17 protein-coding genes, 1 pseudogene and 1 riboswitch are annotated in these 17517 nt (G+C 64.6%); of the genes and pseudogenes, 8 read left to right on the top strand and 10 right to left on the bottom strand.

Annotated elements, in window-relative coordinates:
- Positions 1-25: 25 nt before the first annotated feature.
- From MESOP_RS06675 to MESOP_RS06665, 3 genes are all read left to right on the top strand, one after another.
- A complete protein-coding gene (locus tag MESOP_RS06675) occupies positions 26-412 on the top strand; it encodes an RNA-binding S4 domain-containing protein (protein WP_013892565.1) in 387 nt (128 codons plus the stop codon).
- A 267-nt stretch (positions 413-679) separates the two neighbouring features.
- Positions 680-1018 (top strand): ferredoxin FdxA, encoded by a 339-nt coding sequence (fdxA, locus tag MESOP_RS06670; RefSeq protein WP_013892564.1) that lies wholly within the window; start codon positions 680-682, stop codon positions 1016-1018.
- Positions 1019-1387: 369 nt separating this feature from the next.
- The gene (locus MESOP_RS06665; RefSeq protein ID WP_010911999.1) at positions 1388-1969 is read left to right on the top strand and encodes a CarD family transcriptional regulator; all 582 of its coding nucleotides are present in this window, start codon (positions 1388-1390) and stop codon (positions 1967-1969) included.
- Between the two features lie 179 nt (positions 1970-2148).
- Here MESOP_RS06665 and MESOP_RS06660 read toward each other — a convergent pair whose 3' ends face one another.
- The 3 genes from MESOP_RS06660 to MESOP_RS06650 form a co-directional block, all read right to left on the bottom strand.
- Positions 2149-2916: an amino acid ABC transporter ATP-binding protein gene (locus MESOP_RS06660; protein ID WP_013892563.1), complete on the bottom strand. Its 768-nt coding sequence runs from the start codon at positions 2914-2916 to the stop codon at positions 2149-2151.
- The gene (locus tag MESOP_RS06655; protein WP_013892562.1) at positions 2913-3593 is read right to left on the bottom strand and encodes an amino acid ABC transporter permease; all 681 of its coding nucleotides are present in this window, start codon (positions 3591-3593) and stop codon (positions 2913-2915) included. Before MESOP_RS06655 ends, MESOP_RS06660 begins: the two co-directional genes overlap by 4 nt.
- A gap of 118 nt (positions 3594-3711) precedes the next feature.
- Positions 3712-4485, bottom strand: a complete 774-nt coding sequence (locus tag MESOP_RS06650) for an amino acid ABC transporter substrate-binding protein (protein ID WP_013892561.1) — start codon at positions 4483-4485, stop codon at positions 3712-3714.
- A gap of 322 nt (positions 4486-4807) precedes the next feature.
- Here MESOP_RS06650 and MESOP_RS06645 point away from each other — a divergent pair, with 322 nt between their 5' ends.
- Positions 4808-5671: an RNA polymerase factor sigma-32 gene (locus MESOP_RS06645; protein WP_013892560.1), complete on the top strand. Its 864-nt coding sequence runs from the start codon at positions 4808-4810 to the stop codon at positions 5669-5671.
- Between the two features lie 47 nt (positions 5672-5718).
- Here MESOP_RS06645 and MESOP_RS06640 read toward each other — a convergent pair whose 3' ends face one another.
- The 5 genes and pseudogenes from MESOP_RS06640 to thiB form a co-directional block, all read right to left on the bottom strand.
- A complete protein-coding gene (locus MESOP_RS06640; protein WP_263496972.1) occupies positions 5719-7125 on the bottom strand; it encodes a M48 family metalloprotease in 1407 nt (468 codons plus the stop codon).
- Between the two features lie 318 nt (positions 7126-7443).
- Positions 7444-8220, bottom strand: coding sequence for a thiamine ABC transporter ATP-binding protein (gene thiQ / locus MESOP_RS06635; protein ID WP_013892558.1), 777 nt, complete (start codon positions 8218-8220; stop codon positions 7444-7446).
- Positions 8213-9832 (bottom strand): thiamine/thiamine pyrophosphate ABC transporter permease, encoded by a 1620-nt coding sequence (gene thiP, locus MESOP_RS06630; RefSeq protein ID WP_013892557.1) that lies wholly within the window; start codon positions 9830-9832, stop codon positions 8213-8215. Before thiP ends, thiQ begins: the two co-directional genes overlap by 8 nt.
- A gap of 54 nt (positions 9833-9886) precedes the next feature.
- Positions 9887-10044: pseudogene (locus MESOP_RS36735) on the bottom strand (ABC transporter ATP-binding protein); the annotation flags it as partial.
- Between the two features lie 36 nt (positions 10045-10080).
- Entirely contained in the window at positions 10081-11079 is a 999-nt protein-coding gene (gene thiB / locus MESOP_RS06625) for a thiamine ABC transporter substrate binding subunit (protein ID WP_013892556.1), read from the bottom strand.
- A gap of 43 nt (positions 11080-11122) precedes the next feature.
- Positions 11123-11237: riboswitch (TPP riboswitch) on the bottom strand.
- 87 nt (positions 11238-11324) lie between these two features.
- Here thiB and MESOP_RS06620 point away from each other — a divergent pair.
- The 4 genes from MESOP_RS06620 to MESOP_RS06605 are packed head-to-tail and all read left to right on the top strand — an operon-like array spanning position 11325 to position 14391.
- Entirely contained in the window at positions 11325-11969 is a 645-nt protein-coding gene (locus tag MESOP_RS06620) for a thiamine diphosphokinase (protein WP_013892555.1), read from the top strand.
- 1 nt (position 11970) lies between these two features.
- Complete coding sequence (locus MESOP_RS06615; protein ID WP_013892554.1) at positions 11971-13791, top strand: ABC-F family ATP-binding cassette domain-containing protein; 1821 nt, start codon at positions 11971-11973, stop codon at positions 13789-13791.
- Between the two features lie 58 nt (positions 13792-13849).
- Entirely contained in the window at positions 13850-14092 is a 243-nt protein-coding gene (locus MESOP_RS06610) for a type II toxin-antitoxin system CcdA family antitoxin (protein ID WP_013892553.1), read from the top strand.
- Positions 14092-14391: a CcdB family protein gene (locus tag MESOP_RS06605; protein ID WP_013892552.1), complete on the top strand. Its 300-nt coding sequence runs from the start codon at positions 14092-14094 to the stop codon at positions 14389-14391. The genes MESOP_RS06610 and MESOP_RS06605 overlap by 1 nt, the downstream gene beginning before the upstream one ends.
- A gap of 25 nt (positions 14392-14416) precedes the next feature.
- Here MESOP_RS06605 and MESOP_RS06600 read toward each other — a convergent pair whose 3' ends face one another.
- Positions 14417-16066 carry a hypothetical protein gene (locus MESOP_RS06600; protein WP_013892551.1) on the bottom strand — a complete coding sequence of 550 codons (1650 nt, stop codon included), beginning with the start codon at positions 16064-16066 and terminating at the stop codon, positions 14417-14419.
- Between the two features lie 76 nt (positions 16067-16142).
- The gene (locus MESOP_RS06595) at positions 16143-17441 is read right to left on the bottom strand and encodes an adenylosuccinate synthase (protein ID WP_013892550.1); all 1299 of its coding nucleotides are present in this window, start codon (positions 17439-17441) and stop codon (positions 16143-16145) included.
- Positions 17442-17517: the final 76 nt, after the last annotated feature.

Genomic DNA, 17517 nt, shown 5'->3' with positions numbered 1-17517 from the left:
CCCTCGACCAAGAGATCGCGCTTCGATGGTTGCTGAAGGCCGCCAGCGCATTGACAAATGGCTGTTCTTCTCGCGCGCCGTGAAATCGCGCTCGCTGGCGGCGAAGCTGGTGGTCGCCGGCCGCGTGCGCATCAATCGCGACAAAGCAGCGCAGGCCTCGGATCTGGTCAAGCCGGGCGACGTGCTGACCATCACGCTCGACCGGCGCATTTTCGTCTGGAAGGTGCTCGGCGCCGGTGTGCGGCGCGGCCCGGCCGAGGAGGCCCGTACCCTCTACGAGGACATGTCGCCGCCGCCCACACCGAAGGCCGACACCCTGCCCGATGCCATCCCGGCGCTGCGCGAGGCTGGCAGCGGCCGCCCGACCAAACGGGAGCGCCGCCAGACCGACCGCTTGCTCGGCGAAGATTGAGGCTTGTCGCCCAAGAGGATCGGCCAAGAGGTTTGTGGCCAAAGACGCGGTTGGCGATTTGGGACAGCGACAGACGCCAGACGGAAACCGACCCCGGCAAACAGGACACCAAATGCCCCTGTCGCACCCGCGTGCTGGAATTTCATTCCGGAAACGCCGATGCCGCTGGGCATGGCTGCCCTTGCAAGCGACGGACAAAGGCGTTACCTCACGGAAAAAGCCCAACAAAACTGGCCCAATAGAGCTGGGACGTCCCGGAGCCGACCGATGACCTATGTCGTGACCGACAACTGTATCAAATGCAAATATATGGATTGCATCGAGGTCTGTCCGGTCGACTGTTTCTACGAAGGCGAGAACATGCTCGTCATTCATCCCGACGAGTGCATCGACTGCGGCGTCTGCGAGCCGGAATGCCCTGCCGACGCGATCAAGCCCGACACCGAGTCGGGCCTCGACAAATGGCTGCAGATCAATACCGAATACGCCGAGAAATGGCCCAACATCACCGCCAAGAAGGAGCCACCGGCCGACGCCAAAACCTTCGACGGCGAGGCTGGCAAATTCGAGAAATACTTCTCCGCCGAGCCTGGCGAAGGCGATTGACAACCCGGTCGCGAAGGCCGGTATTACGCAAGGTAAGAGCCATGCTGCATTGAGCGTCTTGACAGGCGGCACGGACCTGTGGCCTTCGCTGACGCAGCAAAACCTTGATTCTTCCGACTTTTTGTGTTACATCAGCCAAACATGCCGGTGACACAACGTCGATTTATGGCGCAGACGCCCCAAATCACTGAAAGGTGAAAATCCCATTCCGGACCAGAGCGATCTGGGCCAGGCGGTCGCAATCTGTGCGGTTTGCCGGTCCGGCTTTTCCGATGGGTTCATCTGTTGTGCGGCTAAGGATCGGGTCCCCCGATCGCACGAGTTCGGGCCGGCAGGACGCCGGCACCACAACAAGGAGTTCACGGCGTAATGGCTACGATCACCCCGCAGAAGAAGTCCACCGGCGCGCGTCATGGTTTCAAGACCGGTGAGTACATTGTCTATCCGGCGCACGGCGTCGGCCAGATCGTGTCGATCGACGAGCAGGAAGTGGCCGGTCACAAGCTGGAACTGTTCGTCATCGACTTCCAGAAGGACAAGATGCGCCTGAAGGTGCCGGTCGCCAAGGCGACCTCCATCGGCATGCGCAAGCTGTCCGAAGAGGATTATGTCGAGCGCGCACTGAAGGTCGTCCAGGGCCGTGCCCGCGTCAAGCGCACCATGTGGTCGCGCCGCGCCCAGGAATATGATGCCAAGATCAATTCGGGCGACCTGATCTCGATCTCCGAAGTCGTGCGCGACCTCTACCGTGCCGACAATCAGCCGGAGCAGTCCTATTCCGAACGCCAGCTCTATGAGGCGGCGCTCGACCGCATGGCCCGCGAGATCGCGGCCGTCAACCGCATGTCGGAAACCGAAGCCGTCCGTCTGATCGAGGTCAACCTCAACAAGGGCCCTAAGCGTGGCGCCAAGGCCGACAACGAGGAAGCCGAGCAGGAAGAAGCTGCCTGAGCCTTTGAACCTTCGAGTTCTGAAAAACCCGGCCTCGCGCCGGGTTTTTTGTTTACCCTCCCCCTTGTGGGGAGGGTCGCTGCAAAGCAGCGGGGTGGGGGGCAGCGCCTACCCTCCGGACCTTCGGTCCGACCTCCCACAAGGGGGTCCGACCTCCCACAAGGGGGGAAGTAGAAGACTCACCCCTTGCCCTCCTTCTCCGCCTCCTGCTTCAGCGTCGCGATGAACCGCTTGGTCCGTTCGCGCTCCGGATTGCCGAACAGCACGGCGGATGGCCCCTTTTCGACGACGACGCCGGCATCGAGGAAGACCACTTCCTGGGCGATCTTGGAGGCGAGGCGCAGGTCGTGCGTCGCCATCACCATGGTCGTGCCTTCGCTGGCGAGCTTGCCGAGCACGTCGACCACCTCCTGTGCCAATTCCGGATCGAGCGCCGAGGTCGGCTCATCACAGAGCAGCACTTTCGGCGACGGCGCCAGTGCCCGGGCAATAGCCACGCGCTGCTGCTGGCCGCCCGACAGCGTCGCCGGCCATGCATCGGCCTTGTGCACCATGCCGACCTTCTCCAGCAGCGCCAGCGCCCGCTCGCGCGCCCTCTGCGGCGACCATTTCAGCACCGTCACCAGGCCTTCCATGACATTCTCGATCGCGGTGCGGTGCGGGAACAGCTGGAAATTCTGGAACACCATGCCGGTCTGGAGGCGCAGGCGCCTGATGTCGGCGGTCGCCACCTTGACGCCCGGGCGGAATTCCAGCGTTTCGTCGCCGATGCGCACCGTGCCCGATGTCGGGATCTCCAGAAGGTTGATACAGCGCAGCAGCGTGCTTTTTCCCCCGCCCGAAGGGCCGACAAGCGCGGTGACGCTGCCTTCGTCGATGGCGACGGTCACACCCTTCAGCACCAGATTGTCGCCGAAGCGCTTTTCGATGTCGGTAAGGCCGATCATGAGCGTGCCTCCAGGAAGCCGCCATAGCGGTTGAGCCGTTCCTCCAGCCGCGTCTGCAGGGCCGACAGCACCGAGCTCATCGCCAGATAGAGGATCGCCGCCTCGACATAGAGGATCAGCGGCTCATAGGTGGTGGCGACGATGCGCTGCGCCGCCTGGAACATCTCCGGCACGGTGATGGCGGCTGCCAGCGAGGTGTCCTTGACCAGCGAGATGAACGTGTTGGACAGCGGCGGCACCGCGACCCGGCCGGCCTGTGGCAGGATGGTGCGCCGCATCGCCTGGCTCCAGGTCATGCCGATCGAATAGGCGGCCTCCCACTGGCCTTTCGGCACCGAGCCGATGGCGGCGCGGATGATCTCCGACGTGTAGGCGCCGATGTTGAGCGTGAAGCCGATCAGCGCCGCGGTGAAGGCGTCGAGCAATATGCCGACCGACGGCAGGCCATAGAAGATCAGGAACAACTGCACCAGGAGCGGCGTGCCGCGAAATATCCAGACATAGAAGCGCACGAGCGCGACCAGCGGCTTGGGTCCGAACAGCCGGCCGAGCGCCGCGCCCAGGCCGACCGTCAGGCCCAGCACGAAGGACAGCAGCGTCAACGGCACGGTGAAGATCAGCGCGGCCCAGAGCAGCGAAGGCAGCGACTCCAGCATCAGTTGCAGCCAGTGCGGCACGAAAGACCCTCCAGAGTGCTAGACGTCAGCCATATCACGACAAAAGCGGCAAACCGTCAAAGACGGCTCGCCGCTGGATGCATCGCACGGGCCGGCAACCGGCCCATCCCACGAAAACTTACTTCGAAACGTCCTGGCCGAAATAGGTGTCGGCGATCTTCTGATAGGTGCCATCCGCCTTGATGTCGGCCAGCGCCTTGTTGATCGCGGCGACCAGCTCGGGATCGCCCTTGCGCACGATCACGCCTGAATAGTCGGCGTTTTCCTCTTGCGCGGCGATCTTCACATTGGCGTCGGGCTTGTGCTTCTTGAAGTCGAGGAACGACAGGCTGTCGTTGATGGTGGCGTCGGCACGGCCGGTCAAAAGCAGCTGGATCGACTGGTCGAAACCATCGGTGCCGACCAGTTCGGCGCCGTTCGTCTCGGCCAGCTTGCCGAAATTCGAGGTCAGCGACTGCGCCGACTTCTTGCCCTTGAGATCGGCGAAGGTCTTGATGTCGGTGTTGTCGCCGCGCACGATCAGCACCGCCTTGGAGGCGATGTAGGGATCGGAGAAATCATACTTGGCCTTGCGGGCGTCGGTGATGCCGACTTCGTTGATGACGGCGTCGTAGCGGTTGACGTCGAGGCCGGCGATCAGCCCGTCCCACTTGCCCTCGAGGAACTCGACCTTCACCCCGAGCTTGTCGCCGATCGCCTTGGCGATTTCGACGTCGAAGCCGACCAGCGCGCCGGAAGCGTCATGATAGGTGAAGGGTGCGTAGGTGCCTTCCGTGCCGACCTTGATGACCCCGGCCTGCTTGATCTGGTCGAGATTGGCGCCGGCATGGCCCGATGCGACAGCCAGGGCTTGCAGCGTTCCGGCAATGATGAGCGACTTGAGCCATTTCATTTTTCTGTGATCCCGTCCTTGGCCGGCAACCCGGCATGTTGTGAGGGTTGGAAAATGACAGATGCAGGTCGAAAAAATAAGGAACGAGATTTCAAAAACAATGGATTTCTGAAACCGCATTCTCCGCAGGGGCCTTATTCGCAGCATCCTGATGGTCCAGGCAACCGCTGCGAAATCGCCCGGATGATACCGCTCGCCTGCCCGCGCGGGCGGAACTTTTCTCGCGCATGGCAGTTTTGGCTGTTCTAGGGCACGACGCGGCGATTTCAACCCGACGCCCTGCCAGTTCGTTATTCGCATCGCCTGAGCCAGGGAGTGCCTCATGATGGAAGACACGGCAGGACGGACCATGGTCCGCGCGGCCATGAAGGCCCCCTACCTGGAGCGTGACGAGGAGCATCGGCTGGCCCTGCTCTGGAAAGAAGACAACGACCAGAACGCTTTGCACAGCATCACCGTCGCTCATATGCGGCTGGTCATCTCCATGGCTTCCAAATTCCGCCATTACGGCCTGCCGCTTGGCGATCTGATCCAGGAAGGCCATGTCGGCCTGCTCGAGGCCGCCGCGCGCTTCGAGCCCGAACGCGACGTGCGGTTCTCGACCTATGCGACATGGTGGATCCGAGCCTCGATGCAGGACTACATCCTGCGCAATTGGTCGATCGTGCGCGGCGGCACGAGTTCCGCGCAAAAGGCGCTGTTCTTCAATCTCAGGCGCTTGCGTGCCCGCTTGGCAAATGGCGCCGAGCCGCTCTCCAACGAAACCCTGTATCGCGAAGTGTCGGTTGCGCTTGGTGTTTCCGAAGCTGATGTGGCGATGATGGATTCGCGGCTGTCGGCTCCGGATTCCTCGCTCAACGTGCCGCTGGCCGACGATGCGGGCGCCACCGAGCGGATGGATTTCCTGGTCTCGGACGATCCCCTGCCCGATGAGGTCGTCAGCGACCGCATCGATGTCGCGCGCCGCTCCGTCTGGCTGAAAGCGGCTCTCGCCGCCCTCAACGCCCGTGAACTGCGCATCATCGAGGAACGCCGGCTCAGCGACGAGGGTGCGACGCTTGAGGCACTCGGCGAAACGCTCGGCATTTCCAAGGAGCGCGTACGCCAGATCGAGGCCCGCGCCATGGAAAAGCTCAAGGTCGCGCTGGTGAAGCAGAATCCGGAGTTCCTGGCGACAGCCGCCTGATCCCCAAAAGTGTGTGTCAGAGCCCGGAGTGCGTTTGCAACGCGCTCCTACTTGTCGGTGACGATCTTGACCTTGTCGCCGGCCGAAACCGCGGCACCCGGCGACAGCGCATTGAGCACGCGGAACAGGTCGAGCTTGCGGTCGACGCCCACCATCTGCGCGGCGAGCGAGCCCATGGTCTGTCCCGGCTGCACGGTGAGCACGCGGATGTGCAGCGGCTTCAGGGCCGCTTTTTCAGCAGGGCTCAGGATACGAAACGACCCGCTGACCGAGCGTGCCACCGTGTCGAGCGAGGTGCTGGCCGAGGGTGCAGCGGTCAGCAGCCGGTAGACCTGGCCGCCGGCGCGGATCACCGCGATGTCGAACTGCCAGCCTTCGGCGCCGGCATGCGCGGTCGCCGCCTCGTTGCCGTTGATCGTTTCCTGCTTGACAGTGCTGTCGTCGAGACCGGCGACCCAGCCGCTCCGGATGTAGTCGGTCAAGGCGCGGTTCTTGTCGATCGAAACCCCGTCGAAGCGGATGGCTATGTCGCCCGGCCCGGTCGCCGTCACCGCTGCCGCGGAATTGTCGATGATGAAGCCGTCCGGCACCGTGAATGACACACCGAGGCCCGGATGCAGGAAGGTCTCGCCGCGCACGTAGCCTTCCTCCGGCGTATCTCCGTAGAGCAGGCCGTCTATGCCGGCGAGGAAGGAATCGCGGTCGCGCGTGCCGACGCCGGGGGCGCCGAACTGGCGGGCATGGCGCTGCGCCAGGTCGATGCGCTGCGGCGTGTTGGGATGCGTCGCCAGGAAGTCGAGGCTGGCGTCGGTGGCACCGCTGATCGAGCGGAAATCGGTATAGGCCGACATCGATTGCAGGAACCGGCCGGCGGCGTATGGATCATAGCCGGCTTCGCCGATCGACTTGATGCCGATGGCATCCGCTTCCAGCTCCTGGTTGCGCGAGAACTGCGCCAGCCTGAGCTTGCCGCGGATCAGTGCGGCCTTGGCGGTCGGGCTGTCGCCGAGCACGTCCGAGACCACCTTGGTCGCCAGGCCTTCCTCGGCCTCCAGCTGCTGGCGTTGCAGGCCGTGGTTGGCGGTGACGTGGCCCATCTCGTGCGCGATGACCGCGGCGAGTTCGGACGAATCGTTTGCCAGCGCCAGCAGGCCGCGCGTGATGTAGAGATAACCGCCCGGCAGCGCGAAGGCGTTGACGTTGGGCGAATTCAAAATGGTGATGCGGTAGGTCTGGGTCGGATTGGCGGACACCACGGTCAGGCTGCCGACCACCTTGGCGACCATGCGCTCGAGCTTGGGATCGGAATATTCCCCGCCATAAGTCGCCAGGATGCGCGGGTGCTGCGCCTTGGCCAGTTCGGCGAGTTTGTTGTTGGCGCCGACATTGTCGACCGTGATCGGCTTGTCGGACGGCTGGAACCCGGATTCCTGGACTGCCGGAGGTGTGAACATCTGGCAGCTTGCGAGCGCCACGGCAAAACCGGCCAGCGCCAGAAAGCGCGCCAGCGGGTTCCATCTTGGTCTGTCAACGCCGATCGCCAGAACGGCTTCCTTTCGGGTCCCGGCGCATGACCACGAAAATCGGGGGCGATCTTCGGAATTATCATGCGCAAACAAACTACTACAGCATCCGTCACACGTCCCTCGGGGCGTGCGGCGGATGCTGTAGGCAAATCACGGCCTGTGCCGGACCAATAGGGCGGACCTAGCCACACTACGTCTGCCATGGCAAGCAAGCGCCACTTCGCCCGAAGACGGTTTGGCCGTAAATTATGTCCGCTTCCGGGCAATATCTCGTGATACGGCATCCCCAGCACCGGTACCGATATAGTGCCGGAACGCCTCGGGACCAGCCCCGGCAAAGAAATCCTCGGCGGAGCCGGTGGCCGCCACGGCGCCATTGTCCAGAAACACCACATTGCGGCCGATGCGGCGCGCATCCTGCGGCTGGTGCGTGACGAACAGCACCGTCATGCCATGGTCGGCATGGACGCCGGCAACCAGGTCGAGCATGTCGTCGCGCAAAGCGGGCCCGAGCGAAGCGAAGGGTTCGTCGAGCAGCAGCACCGGGCGATCGCGCACCAGCACGCGGGCCAGGGCGACGCGCTGGCGCTCACCGCCCGAGAGTTCGCGCGGCAAGCGTTTTTCCTTGCCGGCAAGGCCGGTGCGCGCAAGCGCGTCGGCGATATCAGCGCGGTCGGCCTCGGTCAGCCGCAGCGACGGCGAGCGGCCGAGCCCGACATTCTGCTCGACGCTGAGATGGGCGAAAAGATTGTTTTCCTGGAACACCATCGACACCGGCCGCGCCGCCGGAGGCGCGCCGCCGACATCGGCCCCGCCGATCAGCACACGGCCGGACCGTGGCGTCTCGAACCCGGCGACCAGGTTGAGCAGCGTCGACTTCCCCGAGCCGCTCGGCCCCATGATGGCGGTGATTTCCGCCGCGGCGAACGCGACATCGAAGGTGAGCGGCGCCTCGCCATAGCTGAACGAAACCTTGTCCAGCCGCACCGGAACACCTTTCCTGCCAATCGCCCCATCAGACATCGCGGGCCATTCCTTTTCCCAGCCGGTCCGCTGCCAGGACCAGCGCCAGGCAAACCAGGCCGAGCAACAGTGCCAGGCCGGCGGCGTCCGCGGTGCGGTAGCTGCCCATGCGCGCCAGCAGAAGGTAGGGCAATGTCTGCACGGAATCACTGCCGAACAGCGCGATGACACCGAGATCGCCAAGCGACAGCGCCATGGCGAAGGCGAAGGCGGTGGCGAGCGGCCGCCGCAGCGACGGCCAGTCGACCAGCCGCAGCCTGGCCCAGCCCGCTATGCCGAGCTGCGCGCAGAGCCGTTCGTGACGCTCGCTGCCCGCATCATAGGCGGGACGGACCGCGCGCAACGCGAAAGGCATCGCCATCACCGCATTGACGGTCACGACCATGACCGGGGCGATGGCGAAGACATCGCCGGCATGGCGCAGCAGCAGGAACCAGCCGGCGCCGATGACGATGGGCGGCACGACCAGGACGAACCCCGCGCCGGTATCGGTGGCGTGTTCGAGCAGCGTCCTTGGCCCGGAGCGGCGGTTCAGCGCCAGCGCCCTGCGCGCCATGGTCAAGGCCAGCGACAGCATCACCGAAAGCAGCGCCGACAGGAAGGCCAGCACCGCACTCGTCAGCGTCGCCTGCCGGACCGCGGCCTCGCCGGCGAGCCGGCCGAGATCGGCGCCAAGCCCGGAGATCACCGTGGCCGCCATCGGTCCGGCAACGAACAGCAGCGCCAGCACGATGAGCGCCGCGTTCAGCCAGGTCTCGGTCCGGTTTACGGAGAGATAACGGCGCGGTGCAACCGGCAGGTTGGTGTCGCCGACGACATTGGCGCCAAGCCGCGTCAGCGCCAGCACCACGATGAAGGTCAAGGCGATCTGCAGCAGCGTCAGCGCGACCGCCCGCGCCGGATCGAAATCGAAGCGCAGCGCCTGATAGATGCCGACTTCCAGCGTCGTCGCGCCTGGTCCGCCGCCGAGCGTCAGCACGATGGTGAAGGAGGTAATGCAGAGCATGAAGACGAGCCCGGCGACGCCGGGCAAGGCGGCGCGCAGCGTCGGCCATTCGATCAGCCGGAACGCCGGCCGCGCGCCCATGCCAAGCTGGCTCGCCAGCCGCCACTGGTCGGCAGGAATGGTCTGCAGCGCCTCGAGGAACAGCCGCGTGCTGAGCGGCAGGTTGAAGAAGACATGGGCGACGAGGATGCCGGACAGGCCGTAAATGCCTGGCCAGCCCTGCCCGCCGACCGCGCCGAACAGACCGGCGAAATAACCGGCGCGGCCGTAGAGCGCCAGGATCCCGAGCGCCGCGACGATGGCCGGCAACGCCAGCGGCACGGCAAAGAGCTGCAGCATGAAGGCGCGGCCCGGGAAGCGCGGGTGCCGCGACAGGGCGCGCGCCACGAACAGCGCCGGGGTGACGGACAACAGGGTCGAGAGCGCGGCCTGCCAGAGCGTGAAGCGCACGACGCGCAGCAGATAGGGATCGAAGGCCGCCCAAGCGCCCGTGAGATCGTGGGCGCCCTCGACAAGCAGCCCGGCAAACGCGCCACCGATCAGCAGCGCGATCGCGGAAAGCGCGATGATGCCGGCGCTGACGCGGGGGTCAGACGCGCGTTGCACGCTGGACCGCCTGTCTGCGCGTCGCGGCACTTACAAAGGATTGTGCTCTACGGCGCCCCCCTCTGTCCTGCCGGACATCTCCCCCACGAGGGGGGAGATTGGCAGTTTCCGCGCTTAGCTTATATCTGCAGCGTCGGCGATTTGCGAAATCACCGATGACGTTCGATCTCCCCCCTTGTGGGGGAGATGTCCGGCAGGACAGAGGGGGGCGCCGTAGAGCAATCATCTTCGGTCGGTTTGCCTCAAAACTACCTGCTCATCACCGCCAGCCACTCATCCACCCAGGCCTTGCGATTAGCGGCGACCTCCTCGGGGCTGAACAGCAAGGTCTTGGTCGGCTTGACCAGTTTGCCGAAGGCCGGGTTGAGCGGCTTGTCGGTCTTGCCGGCGGGGAACATCCAGTTGGTCTCGGGGATGGCGTCCTGGAACTTCGGGCTGGTCATGAAGGCCATGAACTTTGCAGCCAGCGGGTTCTTGGCGCCCGTGGTGGTGATGCCGGCAACCTCGATCTGCAGGTATTCGCCCTCCTCGAAGGACGCCGCCTGGTAGCGCTCGGTGTTCTCGGCGATCATGTGATAGGCCGGCGACGTGGTGTAGGACAGCACCATCGGCGCCTCGCCCTTGGTGAACAGGCCGTAGGCCTCACTCCAGCCCGGCGTCACCGTCAGCACCTTCGCCTTGAGCTTGGCCCAGGCCTCCGGCGCCTTGTCGCCATAGACCGATTTGACCCACAAAAGCAGGCCGAGACCCGGCGTGGAAGTGCGCGGATCCTGGATGACGATCTTGTCGTCGGCACTGCCCTCGACCAGTTCCTTGAGGCTCTTGGGCGGTGTCTTGAGCTTCTGCGTGTCATAGACGACGGCGAAGTAGCCATAGTCGAAGGGGACGAAAGTATCGTCGCTCCAGCCACCCGGCACATCGACGTCGGACACCGCGCCATGCGGCGCGAACAGGCCTGTCGCCTTGGCATCGGCGGTGAGATTGGTGTCGAGGCCGAGCACGATGTCGGCCTTGGTCGAGGCCCCTTCGAGCTTGACGCGGTTGAGCAGCGCCACGCCGTCGGCGACCGAGACGAACTCGACATCGCAGCCGCATTCGGCCTCGAATTCCTTCTTCACCACGGGGCCTGGACCCCAATCGGCGGTGAAGCTTTCATAAGTGTAGACGGTGAGCTTGTCCTTGGCCAAGGCCGGCCCGGACAGCGCCAGAACCGCTGCCGAGACAAGAGAGTATAAAAGCGTGCGCATCGGCGCCTCCTTCGTTCGAGTTGAAAGGAATTGAGGCGTCGGACTGTCCGAAACGTCTAATCCCTCCGCCGGTACAAACCGGATCAGGTTCAGCGGGTTGGCGAGACTGCCTCTCAGCCGGTCCGCGAAGATCGCGTCCGGCACCCCGTTAGAGCGTTTCGACACATAGGCCGGGCCAATGAACCGCGCAAGTGGGAGTTTGCCGCCTTCCGTTTCGCGTGTCGGGCTGGTAAGGGCCACACGATATGAGCACATTCACCATCCTGCTTGGCGGCGATCTCATCCGCACGCCGCGGCTCGACCGCCAGATCGAAGGCTGCCGCGTGATCGCCGCCGACGCCGGCATCGGCCATGCGCGGCTGCTCGGCCTTGTCCCGGAACTCTGGGTGGGTGATTTCGATTCGGTGCCGGCTAATCTGCCTGACGATCTGGCCGCCGTGCCCCGCCAGACCTTTCCGGCGGAGAAGGACAAGACCGATGGCGAACTGGCGATCGCCGCCGCACTCGAACGAGGCGCGACCCGCCTGGTGCTGGCAGGCGCTTTCGGCGGCAAACGGGCCGACCACGCTTTCCTGCATCTGTCGCTCGCGCTGCGGCTGGCCGAGACCGGCACCGGAGTGGTGCTGACCAGCGGCGCCCAGGAAGGCGTGCCCTTGCTGTTGGGAAAGACGGGTTTCGACTATACCGACGGCACGCTGTTTTCGATCCTCGGCTTTTCAGACCTCGCCGGCCTGACCGTCACCGGCGCCAAATGGCCGCTGAACCAGGTCGAGGTGGCCTTCGGTTCGTCGCTGACCATCTCCAACGAGGTCCGGGGGGGCCTCGAAATCGCGCTCGGCCATGGCCGCGCGCTGCTGCTCGCTCATCCCTATCCCTTGCCCGAAAGCTGACATGGCCCCGCCTCTTCTCAATCTCGACGGGATAAAACTGACCTTCGGCGGCACACCGCTGCTCGATGGCGCCGCCTTGACCGCTTCGGCCGGCGATAAGATCGCGCTGGTCGGCCGCAACGGCTCGGGCAAGTCGACGCTGCTCAAGATCGCCGCCGGCCTGATCGAACCCCAGGACGGCGAGGTGTTCCGCCAGCCGTCGGCGACCGTGCGTTATCTGCCGCAGATGCCCGACATGGAGGGTTTTGCCACCGTGCGCGCCTATGTCGAGGCGGGGCTCGGGCCCGCCGACGATCCCTACCGCGCCAGCTATCTGATGGAGCATCTCGGCCTGTCGGGCGAGGAACGGCCGAACGATTTGTCCGGCGGCGAAGCCAGGCGCGCCGCCCTTGCCCGCGTCATGGCGCCGGAACCCGACATCCTGCTGCTTGATGAGCCGACCAACCATCTCGATCTGTCGGTCATCGAGTGGCTGGAAGAAGAGCTTGTCCGCACCTCATCGGCACTTATCGTCATCTCGCACGACCGCCGTTTCCTCGAACGCGTCTCGCGCGCCACCATCTGGCTCGACCGCGGCCAGACCCGCAGGCTCGACAAGGGTTTTGGTCATTTCGAGGAATGGCGCGATCAGGTGCTGGAAGAGGAAGAGCGCGAGCAACACAAGCTCGGCCGACAGATCGTGCGCGAGGAGCACTGGCTGCGCTATGGCGTGACGGCGCGGCGCAAGCGCAACATGCGCCGCCTCGGCGAGTTGCAGACCATGCGCAAGAGTTTTCGCGGCCATCGCGGCGCCGAGGGTTCGGCGACCATGGTGGCCAGCGACGCCGCCGAATCCGGCAAGCTGGTGATCGAAGCCAAGAACATCGAGAAGAGTTTTGGCGATCTCACCGTGGTCAAGGGATTCTCGACCCGCATCCAGCGCGGCGACCGCGTCGGCCTCGTCGGACCGAACGGCGCCGGCAAGACGACGCTTTTGAAGATGCTGACCGGTGAATTGGCGCCGGATGCAGGCTCGGTGCGGCTCGGCACCAATCTGGAGATCGCCACGCTCGACCAGAAGCGCGAGGCCGTCGACCCGCAGGAGACACTGGCGCAGTATCTCACCGACGGGCGCGGCGAAAACCTCGTCATCAATGGCGAGCAGCGCCATGTCGTCTCCTACATGAAGGATTTCCTGTTCAAGCCGGAGCAGGCGCGCACGCCGGTGCGCGAATTGTCCGGCGGCGAGCGGGCGCGACTGATCCTGGCGCGCGTGCTGGCGCGGCCGGCGAACCTCCTGGTGCTCGACGAGCCGACCAACGATCTCGACATGGAGACGCTGGAACTCCTGCAGGAACTCGTCGCCGGTTTTGCCGGCACCGTCATCCTAGTCAGCCACGACCGCGATTTCCTCGACCGCACCGTGACCAGCATCATCGCGCCGGACGGCGGCGGCCGCTGGGTCGAATATGCCGGGGGCTATTCCGACATGCTGGTCCAACGCGGCGGCACCAGGCTCGACGACCGCAAGGCGCGCGCCAAGACTGAAGCCGCCGATACGCCGGCTCAGGCCAGGAGCGAGCCGGCAGCGCCAAAAGGGCCGGCGAAGAAACTGTCGTTCAAGCAGAAATTCGCGCTGGAATCGCTCCCCAAGAAGATCGAGGCGGTGACCGCGTCGATCTCGCGGCTGGAAAACAACATCGCCGACCCGGCCTATTACGAGCGCGATCCAGCCTCGTTCCAAAAGACCATCGCCGCCCTCGACAAGGAACGCGCTACGCTGGCGGCGCTTGAGGAAGAGTGGCTGGAACTGGAGATGTTGCGGGAAGAGATGGAAGGGTGAACGATTGCATGCGGTCTTTTATGCGCGTATATTATGCGCATGGAAGAAGGGCATCCCCATGCTTCAATCGAGGCCAAAACCTCAGAGGACGTCCGTCAACACGTCCATTGACTCTCAGTTGATCAAAGACGCCAAGGCGTTGGGCATCAACATCTCCCGCGCTGCCGAGGCAGGTATCGCGAAAGCGATAGCGGCGGAGAAAACGCGTCGATGGCAGGAAGAAAACAACGAAGCCATCGAAAGCTCCAACGAGTATATTAGGCGCAACGGACTGCCATTGGCCAAACATCGGCCGTTCTGATGGCACGTTACGATTTTTATCGGAATGCCGACGGTAACGGTTATCTTCTCGATGTGCAGTCCGACCTTCTTGAAGGGCTGAACACGAGGGTCGTCATTCCCCTGATGCCGCCCCAAATAGCTCCGGTTCCTGGCCGCCGACTAAACCCGACCTTCGCTATAGACGGCAAAGATCATGTGATGGTCACGCAGTTTATATCAGCCTTCACCGCATCTGAACTATCGGACGCGGAGGGAAACCTCTCAAAGCATCACGACGACATCGTCGCAGCGCTCGACATGCTGTTCCAGGGTTTCTGAACGAAGGCGACGTTAGGCCGCCCTCTCAGCCCGCCGTCTTCGCCTGCCAGGCCTTGATCGCCTCGTCGAACACCTTCTCGCCGGGGATGCCTTTTTCCATGGTCAGCAGCGCCCGCCTTCCGGTCTTGTAGACGACCGGCACGTCGATCCAGTCCTGGCCGCGCAGCAAGGTCATGTTGGCGTCCTCGTCGGCCTTGGTGTCGTTGAGCGCGACGAGGAAGAAGCCGTCGGCGATCTTGGCCGGAATGCCGATCAGCGGGCTGCCGGCGTCCTGCTCCGAACTCTTCATGGCGACGCGCAGGATGTTGTCGACACCGCCGCCTTCGAAGCCGTCGGGCGTCAGGAAGATCATCTCGATAATGTGGCTCGCCGGCAGCGTCTGATCGGTGTTGCGGCGGATGGTCATGCGCAGTTGGATGTCCTTGCCGGGGATGGTCGCCTCGGCGCGGATCGCCGGCTCGGGCGGCAGGTCGCCGCCGGGCGATTCCTGGACCAGCGACCAGACGATGCTGCCGGGCTCGGCCGAACCCTGCGCTGTGCTGGTGCGCTCCTCATAGAAGATCGCCTTCTGGCCAACCGGCACCGCGGCTTGCGTCGCCGGAGCGGCGGCGGCGGGCGGTGTGGCGGCCGCGGGAGCCGGCGGCGTAGCGGCGGCATCGGCCGGTGCCGCGGGTGCGGTGCCGTTGGCGGGCGGCGTTGCCGGCGCAGCACCAGCCGCAGGCGGGGTCGCGGCGGGGGCAGGCGTGGCGGCGGGCGTAGGCGCATTGGCCGGCGCGCTCGTTGCCGTTGGCGGCGTCGTCAACGCGGCGACGGATTCGCCCTCGCCTATGCCGCTTTGCCCACCGGCCGGGCCGGGATCGGTTTCGCCGCCTTCAGGTGTCAGCCGCTGCGTGAATTTCGTCGCTTCGGCGCCTGCCGCCGGCGGCGTCGCCGCGTCGGTCGCCGGCTTGGCCGGCGCCGGTTTCACCGGTTCGGTCTTGGCAACCTTGCTGCCGTCCAGACCCAGCATCTTGCCGAAGGCATCCTTGTTCAGCCAGATTCCATAGCCGCCGCCGGCAACGACCAACAGGGCGACGACGGCGGTAATCAGCCCGCCATAGCTGCGCTTGCGCTCGGCGGGACGCAGACGCTGGAAGGTGTCGGCCGTGGCCGGCTCGTCATCATTGGGAAAGACATCCGGCTGGTCGTCTTCCTGGTCCGCGTCCATGCCCGGCAGGTTCTTGTCAGCCAGATTGAAGGATGCCGGCTGCACCGACGCGGGCTTCGGCCAGCTTGGCTCGGCCTTGGCGGCGGGTGGCGGCGCGGGCCGGTAAGGTTCCGGCTTTGCGGTGGGCGCCGCTGCGGGCGCTGGCCACGACGGCTCCACATTCGCCGGCTGGCGTGTGTGGTTCGACTGGTTCTTGTTGCGATCGATGGAGGAAAAGATGTTTTCCAGCTCGGCGAGCGGATCCGTCTCCGGCACGCTCTTGGTGTAGTCGCGCTCGACGCTGGAGATAGCATCTTCCAGACCGCGCTTCTGCTTGGCGGCATCCGACGGCGACAGCGGCGGATCGCGCAGGGCAATCTTGGCTGCGATCGTCGAGCGGGCCTTGTCATAGACCCTCGCCCGCATCTCCGGCGACTGATCGCTGAGGTTGTCTATCGTTTTCTTCAGAACAGCAACGAAATCTGCCATGCTTCAGTCGACCTGTATTTTTGCTTCCGCGCCGGCCCCCGCAAATCAGCCGCAATGCCCGGAAAGGCTTCAGAAACTAGTCTTGAAACGGATCGGTCACAAGTATCGTATCGTCCCGTTCCGGACTGGTGGAGAGGAGTGCTACCGGCGCACCGATGAGCTCCTCGATGTATCGGACATATTTGACGGCCTGGGCCGGAAGATCGTTCCAGCTGCGCGCCCCGGCGGTGGTGCCTTTCCACCCCTCCAGCGTCTCGTAGACCGGTTCGACACGGGCCTGCGCGCCCTGGCTCGCCGGCAGATAGTCGATCGCCTCGCCGTCGAGGCTGTAGCCGGTGCAGACCTTGATCTCATCCAGCCCGTCGAGCACGTCGAGCTTGGTCAGCGCGATGCCCTTGATGCCGTTGACGGCGACGGCCTGGCGCACCAGCACCGCGTCGAACCAGCCGCAGCGGCGCTTGCGCCCGGTGACGACGCCGAATTCGTGGCCGCGCGTGCCGAGGAACTCGCCGACCTCGTTCTTCTGTTCGGTCGGGAACGGTCCCTCACCGACACGCGTCGTGTAGGCCTTGGTGATGCCGAGCACATAGCCGATGGCGCCTGGACCGACGCCCGCGCCGGCGGCGGCCTGCCCGGCGACCGTGTTCGACGAGGTGACGAACGGATAGGTGCCATGGTCTATGTCGAGCAGCGTGCCTTGCGCGCCCTCGAACAGGATGCGCTCGCCGGCGCGGCGCTTGTCGTCGAGTATCTTCCAGACCCGGTCCATATAGGGCAGGATCTCGTCGGCGACCGAGGTCAATTCCGTCATGATCGCATCATGCGTGACTTCGGCATGGCCAAGCCCGCGACGCAGCGCATTGTGATGCGTCAGCAGCCTGTCGACTTTCAGGGGAAGCGTTTCCAAATCCGCCAGATCCATCACCCGAACCGCGCGCCGCCCCACCTTGTCCTCGTAGGCGGGGCCGATGCCACGGCGGGTCGTGCCAATTTTCGTTCCGGAATTGGTGGCGGCATCCTCGCGGAATCCGTCCAGCTCCCGGTGCAGTGACAGGATAAGCGCCGTGTTTTCGGCTATTTTCAGGCGGTCAGGCGTCACTTCGACGCCCTGCGCCTTGAGCTTCGCCACTTCGGCCACGAAAGCATGCGGATCGAAGACCACGCCATTGCCGATGATGGACAGCTTGCCTTGCCGCACGACGCCGGACGGCAACAGCGACAGCTTGTAGACCTTGCCGTCGACGACCAGCGTGTGGCCGGCATTGTGGCCGCCCTGGAAACGCACCACGACATCGGCGCGCTCCGACAGCCAGTCGACGATCTTGCCCTTGCCTTCGTCGCCCCACTGCGAGCCGACGACCACCACATTGGCCATGTTTCTTTTCCCTTGAGACGCCGCCGAGCGGCTTGGATTTGGTTCGAAACGACAGGCCTCTATAGCGTCAAGACCT

This window comes from Mesorhizobium opportunistum WSM2075, from assembly GCF_000176035.2.
Lineage (GTDB): Bacteria > Pseudomonadota > Alphaproteobacteria > Rhizobiales > Rhizobiaceae > Mesorhizobium > Mesorhizobium opportunistum.
Note: the sequence above shows the minus strand (reverse complement) of the source record. Positions and strands in the feature narration are given on the sequence as shown.